This is a genomic window from Bacillus sp. FSL K6-3154 (genome assembly GCF_040869395.1).
GTDB lineage: Bacteria > Bacillota > Bacilli > Bacillales > Bacillaceae > Bacillus > Bacillus safensis.
In genome coordinates, this window is the sequence record NZ_CP152033.1 from 1492587 (window position 1) to 1506674 (window position 14088).

The 14088-nt window shown below is 42.1% G+C and carries 16 protein-coding genes; 4 read left to right on the forward strand and 12 right to left on the reverse strand.

The genetic code is table 11. The annotated features are described in order from the left end of the window. Window positions 1-38: 38 nt before the first annotated feature. Window positions 39-1997, reverse strand: a complete 1959-nt coding sequence (locus MHH61_RS07880; RefSeq protein ID WP_125586894.1) for a BglG family transcription antiterminator — start codon at window positions 1995-1997, stop codon at window positions 39-41. Window positions 1998-2134: 137 nt separating this feature from the next. On the opposite strand from MHH61_RS07880, the gene MHH61_RS07885 reads away from it, so the two are divergent. After that, the gene (locus tag MHH61_RS07885) at window positions 2135-2338 is read left to right on the forward strand and encodes a hypothetical protein (RefSeq protein ID WP_024427523.1); all 204 of its coding nucleotides are present in this window, start codon (window positions 2135-2137) and stop codon (window positions 2336-2338) included. Between the two features lie 47 nt (window positions 2339-2385). On the opposite strand, the gene MHH61_RS07890 is transcribed toward MHH61_RS07885, so the two are convergent. The 6 genes from MHH61_RS07890 to MHH61_RS07915 all read right to left on the reverse strand — a co-directional run bounded on the left by MHH61_RS07890 (window position 2386) and on the right by MHH61_RS07915 (window position 8110). Next, window positions 2386-2811: a DUF5082 family protein gene (locus MHH61_RS07890; RefSeq protein ID WP_024423904.1), complete on the reverse strand. Its 426-nt coding sequence runs from the start codon at window positions 2809-2811 to the stop codon at window positions 2386-2388. A gap of 287 nt (window positions 2812-3098) precedes the next feature. Next, window positions 3099-3362 carry a YwqI/YxiC family protein gene (locus MHH61_RS07895; protein WP_024423905.1) on the reverse strand — a complete coding sequence of 88 codons (264 nt, stop codon included), beginning with the start codon at window positions 3360-3362 and terminating at the stop codon, window positions 3099-3101. A gap of 37 nt (window positions 3363-3399) precedes the next feature. Continuing rightward, a complete protein-coding gene (locus MHH61_RS07900; protein ID WP_025093782.1) occupies window positions 3400-3825 on the reverse strand; it encodes a DUF5082 family protein in 426 nt (141 codons plus the stop codon). Between the two features lie 295 nt (window positions 3826-4120). Continuing rightward, window positions 4121-5527 carry a Na+/H+ antiporter NhaC gene (gene nhaC, locus MHH61_RS07905; RefSeq protein WP_034281362.1) on the reverse strand — a complete coding sequence of 469 codons (1407 nt, stop codon included), beginning with the start codon at window positions 5525-5527 and terminating at the stop codon, window positions 4121-4123. Window positions 5528-5670: 143 nt separating this feature from the next. Then, complete coding sequence (aspA, locus tag MHH61_RS07910) at window positions 5671-7092, reverse strand: aspartate ammonia-lyase (protein WP_034624136.1); 1422 nt, start codon at window positions 7090-7092, stop codon at window positions 5671-5673. A gap of 28 nt (window positions 7093-7120) precedes the next feature. Further along, complete coding sequence (locus MHH61_RS07915; protein WP_024427527.1) at window positions 7121-8110, reverse strand: asparaginase; 990 nt, start codon at window positions 8108-8110, stop codon at window positions 7121-7123. 205 nt (window positions 8111-8315) lie between these two features. Here MHH61_RS07915 and MHH61_RS07920 point away from each other — a divergent pair, with 205 nt between their 5' ends. Next, window positions 8316-8663 (forward strand): helix-turn-helix domain-containing protein, encoded by a 348-nt coding sequence (locus MHH61_RS07920; RefSeq protein ID WP_039182556.1) that lies wholly within the window; start codon window positions 8316-8318, stop codon window positions 8661-8663. 54 nt (window positions 8664-8717) lie between these two features. Here the strand turns inward: MHH61_RS07920 and MHH61_RS07925 are convergent, their stop codons facing one another. From MHH61_RS07925 to MHH61_RS07945, 5 genes are all read right to left on the reverse strand, one after another. Then, window positions 8718-9182: a helix-turn-helix transcriptional regulator gene (locus MHH61_RS07925; protein WP_024423909.1), complete on the reverse strand. Its 465-nt coding sequence runs from the start codon at window positions 9180-9182 to the stop codon at window positions 8718-8720. A gap of 99 nt (window positions 9183-9281) precedes the next feature. Continuing rightward, window positions 9282-9809: a YfjD family protein gene (locus MHH61_RS07930; protein ID WP_024427529.1), complete on the reverse strand. Its 528-nt coding sequence runs from the start codon at window positions 9807-9809 to the stop codon at window positions 9282-9284. A 21-nt stretch (window positions 9810-9830) separates the two neighbouring features. Continuing rightward, a complete protein-coding gene (locus MHH61_RS07935) occupies window positions 9831-10589 on the reverse strand; it encodes a hypothetical protein (protein WP_024427530.1) in 759 nt (252 codons plus the stop codon). A gap of 12 nt (window positions 10590-10601) precedes the next feature. Next, entirely contained in the window at window positions 10602-11798 is a 1197-nt protein-coding gene (locus MHH61_RS07940; RefSeq protein ID WP_098677197.1) for a glycine zipper domain-containing protein, read from the reverse strand. A 4-nt stretch (window positions 11799-11802) separates the two neighbouring features. Then, window positions 11803-12126 (reverse strand): WXG100 family type VII secretion target, encoded by a 324-nt coding sequence (locus tag MHH61_RS07945; protein ID WP_024427532.1) that lies wholly within the window; start codon window positions 12124-12126, stop codon window positions 11803-11805. Window positions 12127-12352: 226 nt separating this feature from the next. Between MHH61_RS07945 and pepT the strand changes: the two genes are divergently transcribed. Together pepT and MHH61_RS07955 are read left to right on the forward strand one after the other, a co-directional pair. Further along, complete coding sequence (pepT, locus tag MHH61_RS07950) at window positions 12353-13585, forward strand: peptidase T (protein WP_070326191.1); 1233 nt, start codon at window positions 12353-12355, stop codon at window positions 13583-13585. 289 nt (window positions 13586-13874) lie between these two features. Next, window positions 13875-14054: a hypothetical protein gene (locus MHH61_RS07955; RefSeq protein ID WP_008345664.1), complete on the forward strand. Its 180-nt coding sequence runs from the start codon at window positions 13875-13877 to the stop codon at window positions 14052-14054. The last annotated feature ends 34 nt before the right edge of the window (window positions 14055-14088 follow it).

Here is a 14088-nt window from a genome sequence, read left to right on the forward strand (position 1 = left end):
ATTTTAAAAGCGCTTTCATTAACATCTAATCTTTTTCCTCACAGATGCGGAAATGGGTGCCGCGTTTTTTCATTTGAATGCTCCAATACTTGAAGCGCAGCTGTCAGTTCTTCAAATGAAGCAGCTTTGATGAGTTGTTCCACCACTTCCTTCCGTTCTGTCAGCCGCACAAGAAATTGATAAAGCGACTGTAATTCTTTTTGATACGTCTTCTGGATGCTTAACAAGCATACGACTTGTACTCGATCTTCTCCCCACAGTACCGGCTTTTTCAACGTACAGATCGCACAAAACGTGTCATCTGTTGCCGGTTTAATTGGATGAGGAATCGCAACCAAATGACCGAAAGATGTGGGTGATACTTGCTCTCTTTCTAACAATAATTGTTCAAACTCGTCTGGGATTCGATGCTGCTCCTTTAGCACGTTCACAAAAAATTGAAGAACCTCTTCCCTTGATTGGAGATCTTGCTGAAAAAATGTCAGTGCCGGACTCACATACCGCAAAACTCCTGTATCCTGTGAATTCTGCACAAATCGTTTCAGCCGCACAATATCATCGTCACTTAGAATCGTATGTACATCAATGACTGGCACCGGCAATGTATTCTGAAGCGGAATGGTACTAATAATAAAATCAATGCTTCTTAAATCATACAAAGGAAGTTCCCCGACACTTGCAGTTCCAGCGATCTCCAGCCTTCCGTTAAAAGCTGCCGTGAGTTTATGAAGAAGAAGCTGGCTGCTGGCGACACCCGTCGCACACACAATAAGACATGTCTTTCTTACATGCTGTGATTTTGTCCGCTCGATTGCAGCCCCAATATGAAGTGCCAAATATCCGATTTCATCCTCAGGAATCTCAACACCCTCTTTTTCCTTCAGCCATCTGCCCATATAAACACCCGCCTCAAACGCAATGGGATAATGCCTTTTAATGTCTGGTAAATAAGGATTTCGGATGTTCATATCGTATCTAAAACGATGAATGGCAGAACGCAAATGAAGACTTAAACCAACGATCAGCTCCTTATCAAACTGAATATCAAGTGACATGTGCTCCTCTACATAAGCAAGCAATTGGTGAGTGAAACGAAAATGGTCTTCGTCCAGCAGATGAAATAGCGTATGGCCAGCCTCTCCATATGCCATCATCTTTGCTCCCATTAAGTGAATCGCAATGTACGCCATTTCAGATAACGGAAAATCAATCGCTAATACGCGGCGAATATCTTCTGCCATTTGTTGAGCTACCTGAAAAACTGGCTGCACTTGAATTTCTCTCAATTCCGCTTCTGGCATCTTGACCAGCTTTTTTTCTTCAATTCGTTTGCATGCGATGGCAATGTGGGTCACTAAATTACTTAAACCGATTTCTGATAGATGAAGTCCGGTAGCTTTTGTACGTGAACGCACGATGTCCTGAATCAATTGATACGTTTCTTCAGGTAACAGTGCAGCATTCGCATGCTCCTGCTGAAACACATGCTCTGCCATACAATATCTTAATTTCATTTCATCGCCTGTCAGACGAAGGCCATATTTAGGCCGGTGCGATATAGAAAGTCCATGCAATGAAAACAAGTGCCTGACAGCTTTCAAATCATTTTTCACTGTAGATTCACTCACAAATAATTCCTCTGCCAATCCCTCTAATTTGATATAGTCTTCTGACAGAAGCAGCCTTTTTAATAGATAAGCCACACGGTCCTCAGGCTGATTGGGAATGGACGGTTCCTTTTTCTCATTCCTTTCTCTCAGTGAGGTTTTCAAAAATGTACGAAATGCTCCATAATCTTCAACGCTCAATGTATACCCTGCCCCGCGTTTAATATGCAGTGCGGCACCATGTTCTTCTAAGATCACTTTAAGCGCTTTCATATCTGTGCGGATGGTTCGTGATGTGACTCCGATCACACGTGCAATTTCTTCACTTGTCAGTTCCTGCTCCGCTTGCATCAATCGTTTCAGAAGCTCCTCCTGACGTAGAGATAGCATGGGCTCTCCTCCCTTGGCATTTACTTTTGCCTATCATCATAAACGAAAATAGAACTCTTTGCCCAGTATTTCTTTCAAATCGGGAACCTAGATATGGCTCATTCGTATGAATATGAAACTAGAGGAGGGATGCTTTTATGTTTGTTGTCATTATCATATTAGCTTTTTTAGGAGCCATCATTGCCAGCTTGTTCGCATCAAATGATAAACGTGCATCTGCTAAGCGTTCTGCACATCATAGCTCAACGACGAGCACTTATACTGATTCGTATACCCATCACGCTTCTGAAGCCTCCTGTGGGAGTGATTCAGGTGACAGCGGCGGTGGTGGATGTGACTAAACAAAAAAACAGCCGCCTTTTAAGAGACGGCTGTTTCGTTTATAGTTTTAAAGAGCTTTCCAGCCCCGTTCAATCAAATGTTTAACATCCTTTGCAAAATCCTCGCCCTTTTCCATCACGTCCTGAGCTCTTCCTGCAAAGTTACTGGCAACAGCCAGCTCCATTTTTTTCAATTCAAAGTGTAAGATTTTTTGATCAATCTCTGTTATATATTTTTCATATTCATTGTTGACGACGTCGTGCATCACGCTGTAAGCATCTTTCCGGTGGCGATGAAAGTCGGTTCCTCTCTCGCCTTTCCATGACGAATCTAGTGCAGGCTTCTTAATTTCTTTGATATCTGACTGGGCAAGATCTTGTTCTGTTCGAATATTACTTTTGGCTGTCTTTAACCGAGAGATCATTTCGTCAAATTCTGCACGTTTGTTCTCAATTCCCATATGCAGATGGTGCAGCATCTCGGATAAACTCATGTCATCCACCTCTATCTGACCTCATACGAAAGCACGGCGTGAGCGCCTTTGGAAACCATCGACTCACTTGATTTTTCCAATCCTGACATTTCTATCGTTCTGCTTTCATTAAGTATAGTATAAGGCGAAAAGCCTCAGGCTTAAATAGGGAAAAGGTGTCCTTTTAGCGACGCGTTTGGAAGAAAAACGGAATAATACAAGGTCTTACACCCTGAATTTTATATGAGACTTTAATACCACAATCGCATTATGTCAATGGTACCCATAAATAAAAGCGATTGTGCTGATTATTTTGCAGCAATCGCTTCGTCTTGTTCTTTTAATGTTTTCACGTTAGAGCGTGTATCCTGAACATTTTTAATTAAGGCTTCTTTAAAGCTTGAGACCATTTCGCTCACTTCTGCTTCACGTGCCGTCCACTTGGTTACAAATTCAAGGCTGTTTTCACCCGCTTTATCTGCTGCTTTTTTCATCGCTAAAGCTTCGACGGCTTGGGAGACTTCATCTAGTTTATCCATAACTGTTTGGTAGTTTAACTTAATTTGTCCCATTGTGATATCCTCCAGATTTGTTCAGCATGAAACTCGTTTACAAGCTGCTCCATGCTTTTGAGATCAAGCGTTTTGCGTCCTCTACTGCGTCTTCTCCTTTTTCAGCAAGACGTGCGGCGTCTCCAGCTAAGGAACTGGCAAAGGATAACGCAGCTTGTTCTGCTTCTAATGTAGTGATTTTGAATTCGATGCGGCTCACGTAGCGTGGGTATTGATCATTCACGATCGTTTGCAGCGCATCATGTGCTTCATTTCGATCTGATTTGAAATCCTGGCTTCGCTCACCTTTCCAAGAGGTCCCAAGCTTTGGCTGCTTGATTTGCTTTAAATCTGTTTCTGCCGCATCTTGTTCACGTTCAACCTTGCTTTTCGCCTTTTTGAGTCGAGCGATTTTCTCTTCAATTTCTGCTTTTTTATTTGAAATGCCACCGTTAAGGGCAGACAGCATATCCGATAAGCTCATATGGGTTCCTCCTCCTGTCAAAAAATAAAAACGCTGCTTAGAGTCCCTCTAAACGAGCGTAAGGTGAATAGCACTTTTTCCAATATTGTTATTATAAGGTTCAAAGACTCATGTTTAAATAGGGATTTGTGCCCTTTTTATGGGATAAATATGCTTTCATTCAGCTTCACACTGCCCCTTTTGACCTCTTTTATAGGAGGTCTAAGTTCCTGTCCATTTGCTATTTGTCACATATAGTCTCTCGGTCCTAGGACAAACAAAGCCGCCCCGTTCAGGAGCGGCTTTTGCAAACGGCTTATGAGGCCGATTCTTCTCTTTCTTGTTGATCTTTCACGTACCAAATGAATTTACCTGTATATCCGTAAATGATCGCAAGACCAATGGCAACAAAGCTCAACCACATAAATGGTAAATAAGAGAATGTCGATACGCCAAGAATTCCTGCCATGTAAATACCGTTATCTGACCAAGGGACCATACCAGACGTAAGCGTACCACCGACCTCAGAGTTTCTGGATAAAACTCGTCTGTCTAGCTTTAATTTATCGTAGCTCTTTTCCATAATTTTCGGTGTAAGGATTAACGATACATACATCGCACAGCCAAAGATATTGGCGAAGAATGCAACAACGAGTGTAGATAGCGTTACATTCCCTGCATTATGTAATTTTTTCTCAAATGTCGCGACGATGACTTTTAATACGCCTAAATATTCTAGTACTCCACCGAAACCAAGCCCCAGGATAATCACCACTAGAGACCCTAACATATTAACGATACCACCGCGGTTTAACAATGTATTTAAGAATTCTACATCTGAATTAATAGAGAAACCATTATAAGCTGTACCAAGTGCATCGGCTGGATTCATTCCTTGGAATGCCATTGCCCAAACTGCGCCAAGAAGCGCACCAATCGCAATAACAGGCATTGAAGGCTTTTTCAAGACAAGTAATAGCACAACAATAAGCGCCGGAATGATCATCCAAATATTAATCGTGAATGTATCTTGCAGTGCTTGTTTCAAAAACTCTACTTTTCCTTGATCAATATTTTTTCCGCCATACATAAACCCGGTAATTGTAAACATAATAGCAGTTATGACAAATGCAGGTATGGATAAGACCATCATTGCTCTAACATGTGCGAGCACGTCCACTTTTGAAAGTGAGGAAGCAAGCACAGTACTATCAGATAAAGGAGATAACTTATCGCCAAAATAAGCTCCAGATAAAACAGCTCCAGCCACGATAGGTAATGGAATTCCCAAACCTTCACCAATCGCAATCATGGCAATACCTGCGGTTCCAACTGTCCCCCATGATGTTCCTGTAGCAACAGACATAATGGAACAGATAATCAGTGTAGCTAGTAAGAAAATATTAGGATGAATAAATTCCAGTCCATAATAAATTAATGTGGGTACCACTCCACCGGCAATCCATGTTCCAACAAGTGCACCTACAGCAATTAAAATCAAAACAGCCTCTAAACCATTCGATATCCCTTTTGTAATGGCATTTTGAAGATCTTTGTATGAATGCCCCAATCGAATACCTAAAGCAATAACCATAAACCATGAGATAAACAATGCTAGCTGAATATCTAATTTGAAGTAAAGAGTAAATGATAAAACAATCGCTAAAAACAAGCCAAGTACAGCTACGACTTCTAAAATAGATGGTAGACGTGGTGATTTCATTGTGTTTCCTCCCTTTGTGCGTGCGTTAAGCGTTTTCAAAATATTGTGAAAAAAGTGTGTCAATTCGAAAGAAAGTGAATTGCCTGTTTTTCTCTTTTTCACAGGCAATTCCACATATTAATAAAATAAAATTTTTGATATTATTATCGCTCTAGGAGCTCTGCACCCGCAATACCAGGCTTTGTCATCTCGTATGGATTTAAGATAATATCAAGTTCTTCTTCCGTTAAAACATCGTACTGCAAGCAAAGATCTCTGATCGATTGTCCTGTTAAAATGGCTTCTCTTGCAATTCTAGCGGCTGCTTCATAGCCTAAGTGAGGGTTCACGGCAGTGATCACGCCTGCACTTTTTTCTACATATTCTTTCAAACGTATTTCATTTGCTTCAATGTCCGCTAAGCAATGATCTGTGAATGAGCGGAATCCGTTATTCATTATACTAATAGATTGAAGCAAGTTAAAGACCAGAACAGGCTCCATCACATTTAACTCAAGCTGGCCTGCTTCAGAAGCAAGACAGATCGTGTGGTCGTTCCCAATGACTTGGAATGCGATTTGGTTAATGAGCTCTGCCATGACTGGATTGACTTTCCCAGGCATGATGGATGATCCAGGCTGGCGGGCCGGCAATGCGATTTCAGCAAGACCTGCGCGCGGACCAGATGCCATTAAGCGAAGGTCATTGGCAATCTTAGACATGTTCATCATACATACTTTTAAAGCGGCGGATACTTCTGTGTAAGCATCTGTATTTTGCGTTGCATCCACGAGATGCTCTGCGCCTACAAGAGGAAGACCAGATATATCAGCGAGCTTCTTCACCACGATCTCAATATAACGAGGATCTGCGTTTAAGCCTGTCCCAACAGCTGTTGCACCCATATTGACTTCATATAAATGCTGTTTTGATTGGTTGATCCGCTTAATATCACGGCTCAGCACACGGCTGTAAGCTTCAAATTCCTGTCCCAAACGGATTGGAACAGCATCTTGAAGGTGCGTACGTCCCATTTTGATCACATGATCGAATTCTTTCGCTTTCTTTTGAAAGACGTCCTGCATGACTTGCATCGTTTCAAGCAGAATGTCTAACTGCTTGAGCACAGCAATGTGGATCGCCGTTGGGAATGAGTCATTCGTTGATTGCGACATGTTCACATGTGTGTTTGGGCTTAAATGGATGTATTCACCCTTTTGATGTCCCATGATTTCTAGCGCTCTGTTTCCAATCACTTCATTGGCATTCATATTCATGGACGTTCCTGCGCCGCCTTGAATTGGATCGACAATAAAGTACTCGTGCAGCTTGCCTTCAATGACTTCATCAGACGCTTGAACGATGGCATTTCCAATTCCCTCATATAAACGTCCAACTTCCATATTGGCTTGAGCTGCTGCTTTTTTCACGATGGCAAAGGCTCTAATTAGTTCCTCGTGCATCCGATATCCTGTAATCGGGAAATTCTCTTTTGCACGGAGGGTTTGAACCCCATAATACACGTCTGCTGGAATTTCTTTTTCACCAAGAAAATCCTTCTCATAGCGATAAGTTGCTTGAACCATCTCTTATGACCTGCTTTCTATAGAATAGTTAAATCACTAAATCTTCTGCGATTGGCGTTTCCATAATCTTTTTGACTTCTCTTGGATCTGTTGTTTTGCCTAGTGCCCACATCAGTTTCGGCACAATAGCTTCTGTATTCATATTTCTTGAACGTGCCACCAATTCTTGATTGATCTTGCGTCCTACCTCATACACACTCATGTCTTCTCCTTCTTCCAGACACTGAGTGGTGATGACAACAGAAATGCCTTCTTCCAGCAATTCGTTGATCTTTTCTAAAAGGTTTCTTCCTTCGAAAGGAATTCCGCCGCTGCCGTAGCTTTCAATGACGACGCCTTTGTACATGCTTTTGACTGCATCTAAAAACTCAGGCTTCAGGCCTGGGTGCAATTTTAACAGACACACATCTGTGTTCAAGGATGCATCTAATTTAAGCGGTTTCATTGGTGTTCTTTTTACTTTGCTATTGTATTCAATTTGATGGTTTTCAATTGATGCAATATATGGGTAGTTAATGCTTTCAAATGCATCGTAGCTTTTCGTTCTTAGTTTGATCGCACGTGTTCCTTGGATGACCCTGCCATCAAAAACGACATACACGCCGCCCACACCGTCACATGCAAAGCGAATGGCATCTGTGATGTTTTTCTTCGCATCTGTTTTCTTAAAAGTAATCGGAATTTGTGAACCTGTAATCACGATCGGCTTATCAGGGTTTTGCAGCATATAAGACAGCGCTGCTGATGTATAGGCCATTGTATCGGTTCCATGAGTAACGACAAACCCGTCATACTGATCATAATTTTCATAAATGGCTGTTGCGATATCAACCCAGTATTCAGGCTGCATATTTGTACTATCTATACTCATTAGGGACTTTGTGTCCATTGTATATTCTGCATTAATTTCGTTTAAATAGCTCAAAAGATCCTCAGCTTTAACACCTGGAGCTAAACCATTTTCACTCTCTACAGATGCAATCGTCCCACCAGTCGTTAAAAGCAATAATTTCTTCAACAGGTCCACCTCTTTCGTAAAATTACTTCGTTTGTCACACATATTATAAGCTAGCTTGTGCTATTCTATAATATACGCTTTACGCGTACCTTCATTGCCATTATAGTCACATAACGCGAATTAATCAAGAAATTGTTACGCATAACGCGTACATTCTATGTCAAAATATGATATACTGTTGTTGTAAATAAAGGAGCGTTCATGTATGATACTCGATCGTTTAACCACCCTTAGAAAAAAGAAAAAATGGTCTCTCCAGCATACGGCAGATCGCCTAGGTATCGCCAAAAGCACCTATGCCGGTTACGAATCTGGGTACCGACGACCTTCGCTTGAAGCAGTGAAGCTGCTGGCTGATTTGTATGATACGTCCATTGATTTTTTACTTGGTAGAACGGACGAGCCAGAGATACAACGCAAAATCTCTGATATCAAAATTGAACTGACGGAAGCAAAAGAAGGAACCATTCATGTAGACGGCGTTCCCCTAAATGATGAAGAAATCAAACAGCTTGTTGCCTTTATTCGGGCGAAAAACACTCTAAAAGTATAAACACAGAAAAGAGAGGCACCTTATAAACAGGTGCCTCTCTTTCCTTTTCCAATCTCAATATGGAGAAGACAGCTGGCTTAATTCCTCTAGCCGCCGCTTCGCTTCCTCTTTATTAAACGAACTATAATAGCGATAATTCTCCTCATCTAAGATGCGGTAATGCTGACTAAGTACATTTTGCTGAAGGCGAAACGTGCCTTTTTTGACAGACGTCCTCCACCAAACCTTGCCGCCAATCGTACGCTCTACTGATAGATGTAATTCATCATGTGCCACAACTTCCAAAATCTCGAGCGGGTCATCCCCTAGGGTTCCTTTCAAAATGTCACTATCTCTGAATAATGCACATACGGCCGCGGATTGCGTCCAGTTGAGACGCAGCCTGTTTTTTTCAACCTGCTGTAGATGCCGTTTCGATAGACCAAGTACCTCCGCCATACGATCCTGCGTATAATCCTTTTCTTTTCGAATCCGTGCCATTTGTTCTGTGACGAGGTCGATTACCATCTCTTTATCCATCTCTCATCGCCTCTTTCGAGTGTTCAGTCTTTACTGACATCATACACGATTTCTTCGAAAAAGTGGCGCCTCATCCTATAGAATTCTGACAAAAACAGCTTAGTCGGTCTTCTCTTCTCCTTGGCCATGCTGCTGTCTCCAATTTTCTTGGGCTGTCTGATGTAAATATGGATAGATCTCCTGTTTGACGGTCTGCTCAAATACTTCTTCATCTAAAATGCTGTACGCCGGAATTTTGATCAATTTCCCATCTACTTTCCGAATGAGCACATCCATGAAAAGAAATCCTCTTATACTGTAACGATGCCTGCGCATGTCAATTGATTGAATATCTTGAAAAGAGATCGTTCGCTCCCGGTGCAGCACAGCGCCATTCTCTCCGCGCTGAATGCGAAAAATCACATTTCCCCTCTTCGTAAAAGCAGGCAAAATCATCAAAAAGGAGATCCAGCCATAGACAATACCTAATAGTCCGCCTAAAAATAAAAACAATGTATAGTTTGATTCAAATGTAAGAGCTTCTGAAAATAACCAAATACCGATGATACCGAAGCCGCCCGTTGCTAAGAATGCCCATACTCTTAAAAAAGGTCTGCTCCTTACTTCTATTACTTCACTTGGATTCAAGCGTCATTCTCCTTTTCTCCATTAGAATATAGAACGTAACCCGTCTTGATGAGCCGTCTCAATGCGAAATTGATTTTCTTTTATTCCTGATACAAGCCACGATTGGTTCTCACCTGGAATCACAAATATCATGGACTCCACATCAGGCGTATTATTTTTGTCATAGACGACCTTCATGAGAGAGTCCATCTTTCCTTTTCTCGTCTGTACATCAGAAACAAATGCCTTCACGAGCTCTTGATTCTCCGCTTTATTCAGGAAGGATGGCCACTCATTTTTCGCTTCGCCTGCCTGTTCTAATAGCATTTCAAATTCCTCTGCCTGCAGGCTGATGACAGGTTCAGGGTGATCATTCATCTGTATATTGAAAAAGGCTGTCACTTGCTCCTCTGCCTGCTGATCGCCTTCCAGTTTGCGAATCTGATGTACTTGTTGATCATAAAGCGTATGATGCGCATATACACCCGCCTGTGTTGTGTGAAAAGAGGTGCTGACTTCTTCATCTGTGTCTCCAAATTTAGATGCCTTGATCGTGTGAGAGGCATCATTCATCGCCTGGATGAAATGACGGTATTCCGCTTTATAACGGTATTGTCTGTTTCGAAATTCCAGTACACCTTTTGCAAGCAAAGAGCGGCACGCAATTTCAAATAAAAACCCAAGGCGCTCGTCCTCTACTTCAGGATAATAGGCCTCCTTTAAGGACATGCCTTGTTCAAAATAGCCTTCACTGTAAAAACTAAAGATGAGTTCCTCAATACTTAGACTTAGCTGATCCAACTTGATCTCTCCTTATCCAAAAGAAAATGCACCCTTAAAGAAATCGCCTGCACCCTTTATGAGCGATTCTGCGGTTTCTTTTGTTTTTTCTATCCCTTTATGTATCACCTGATTTGCCTGATCAATGGTATCATTCACTGCTTTCACACCTTGACCCGCCAGTTCGAATGCTTTTTTCCCTTTATCCACGACTGCATGAATCGGGTCCTTTAATTTCACTGCCATCTGTTCAGCAAAACCGGATGTCAGCTTGGCGACTTTTTCTCCAATAAATCCACCTACAGCTGAACCAATGGCTCCCCCAACAACGGTTCCAATCGGACCTGCAAAGCTGCCAAGAGCACCGCCGACAACGGCACCTGCGACAGAACCGCCAGCGATAAAGACCGTATTGTTCACTGCATTTCCAACAGCCTTTGCATTTTCACGCTTAAGAACTTCTGGCTGATCACCGAATTCTGCATAGTTCTCGGCAATTTTCAATCCACAGCCAACCGTTTCTGTTGCACCAGTGACAACTGTTGCAATAATGGCATTTCCTTTCGCAAATCTTGCACCATTTTTCAGAACAGACTTAATCGCAGCCGTGTCCTTCCAATTAATACTTCCTTTTGTAAAATCACGAACACTGTTTGTGAACGCAACTGTATCGTCAGGATAAAATTTTGTGAATTTCTTATGGACCAAGTCAGCCATCGGCCAGTTCGATCGTTTTAATAATTCTTTTTTACTCAGCCAAATCCTTGCTAACCGGTCAAATCTCGTTCCTTCTACCCGGCTGGTCAGATCAAGCAGCAGCTTTGAATGCTGCGCTGCATATCGGCCATTCTCTTTAATGAAAGTCGTCATCCCAAGCCCGTAATATTTCGCCTGCATCATCACGATACCAGCTAAGCTCGTGAGTGTACCATATTGATCATAGATACTGTACAATTTCCGCAATATATCATCTGCTTCGACCATTTTATCGGTTGCATGACGAATGGCAATATCATCACTGCTCAATTTGCTGATTAATGCCTGTCCTGCTCCCCATGCATCCCCGACACCAGAAAAACAGCTTCTATACCGAGGATCGCAGCCTAAAATCAGCCCGTCCAGTTCACTATGTAAATCGCGGTGCTTCGTTTCAATGGCTGACAGCTCGCCTACAAAATCATTCGCCAGCCCAGTCAGCTGATCTGGATCAACCACAATGTCACGTGCCATCACATCATCTCCCTTCTCGGTTTCTTTCTCTCCGTTCTTCTCGTCTCTTTCGCTCAAGCTCTTCCATTCTGGCAATTTCAGCTTTACGCTCCTCAATTTTGACCGCTGCATCCCGCAGTTCCTGACTTGTTTCAAGCAAATCTTTTTCAAATTGATCGTAGCGTGCCGTTGTTTCTTCAAAGCTTTGATCAAATTTATCCCTTGCTTCTCCCTGCCAGCCTGATCCTACTGCCTTCAGCCGATTTTCCAGCAGCTGCTTTGACTGCCGAATCTCATCAGCCGCTTCCTGAAACTTTTGAGCGAGTGCCAGCGTTTGACTAGAATCCAACTTTCGCACCCCTTTCTCCCAATTTAACGTACAAATGGATGATTTTATATGTCCTCATTATAAATAAAAAGACACCCAAAAAAATCACCCTAAAGAACCATTCAGCACATTACCTAATGAAAGTAGGCCTTTTTCCTCTCTAATTGCCAGAGAAAGCCTTTCTTGTTATGAAGCGCATTCAAGACGTGATAAAATGGACGTATTCTACAAAAGGAGTGACGTATAGATGAAAGAGGAAATGATTCAGCGTTTCACAAGTTATGTGAAGGTAGATACGCAGTCAGATGCAGAAAAGGAAAGCTGCCCATCTACTGAAGGACAATTGAACCTGGCAAGACAGCTTGTTGAAGAGATGAAATCCATCGGGATTCAAGAAGTGACTATGGATGAAAACGGCTATGTCATGGGAACAATCCCATCTAACACAGACAAAGACGTGCCGACCATTGGCTTCCTGGCTCATATCGACACAGCCACTGACTTCACCGGAAAAAATGTAAAACCGCAGCTTCATGAGAACTATCAAGGCGGCGACATTACCTTAAATGAAGATCTACATATCGTTTTATCTCCACAACAGTTTCCGAATTTACAAAAGTACCAAGGACATACGCTGATCACAACAGATGGCACAACCCTGCTTGGTGCAGATAACAAAGCTGGTATCGCAGAAATTATGACAGCTATGCATTACCTCATCGAACACCCAGAAATCAAGCATGGGAAAATCCGCGTCGCTTTTACGCCAGATGAAGAGATTGGCAGAGGGCCGCACAAGTTTGATGTTGATGCCTTTGGCGCTTCCTATGCGTACACAATTGACGGCGGACCGCTTGGCGAGCTGCAATATGAAAGCTTCAACGCAGCGGGCGCGAAAGTATCCATTAAAGGAAACAACGTCCACCCAGGAACAGCAAAGGACAAAATGGTCAGCGCTGCGAAAATTGGGATGCTCTTTCACAATAAACTGCCTTCTGACGAGTCTCCAGAATATACAGAAGGCTACGAAGGCTTTTTCCACCTGACGAAATTTGTAGGGGAAGTAGAAGAGGCTGAGCTGCAATATATTATCCGTGATTTTGATAAAGAGAAATTCAACAATCGCAAGGCACTGTTTGAAAAAATAGCAAATGACTTAAAAGCCACATACGGAGAAAACAGCATCACTCTCAGCATTCAGGATCAATATTATAATATGAGAGAAAAAATTGAGCCGGTGAAACATATTGTGGACATTGCTCATGAAGCCATGGAAAATCGCTCAGTAACACCGGTCATTGAACCAATTCGCGGCGGCACAGACGGCTCCCAGCTTTCATATAAAGGTCTCCCAACGCCAAACATCTTTACTGGCGGGGAAAACTTCCATGGTAAATATGAATTTATTTCCGTTGAAAACATGGTGAAAGCAACCGAGGTTATCGTTGAAATTGCCCGTTTATTTGAAGAAAAAGCATAAACATGTTTACAACCGTTCCTGTTCGGGAACGGTTTTTTAATAAAAGTTTACAATTTTCTGAAACTTTTATGACACTTATTCGTACTAATAGAGACAACCCCAGAAAAAATTCTTCTTGACGAGTGAAATAACTGGAAATATAATAGTTAAAAACAACCAGTATTTTAGACCTAAAATAGCAGATTGAATGAACCTTAAGAACTAAACCAAGTCTGCTGCTTATTTTCAGTTATAAACATCACTCACCCTGTCTACACTTAAAGAATAGGATGAATTGGAGGAATGTCATATGATGATTTTATTGATTATCGCTTCACTTTGCTGCTACTTACTATTCTCTTTCAAAAAAGATAACCGCACCCAAAAAAGAAAAAGCGCAGAGCTTTCGGAGTTTGAAATCTTTCGTATGCGCCGCCACTACAACGGAAAACGCCGTCACCCACTAAACGATGCACCTAAACAAGTATAAATCCAAATAAAAGAGCCTCATGAGGGGGCTCTTT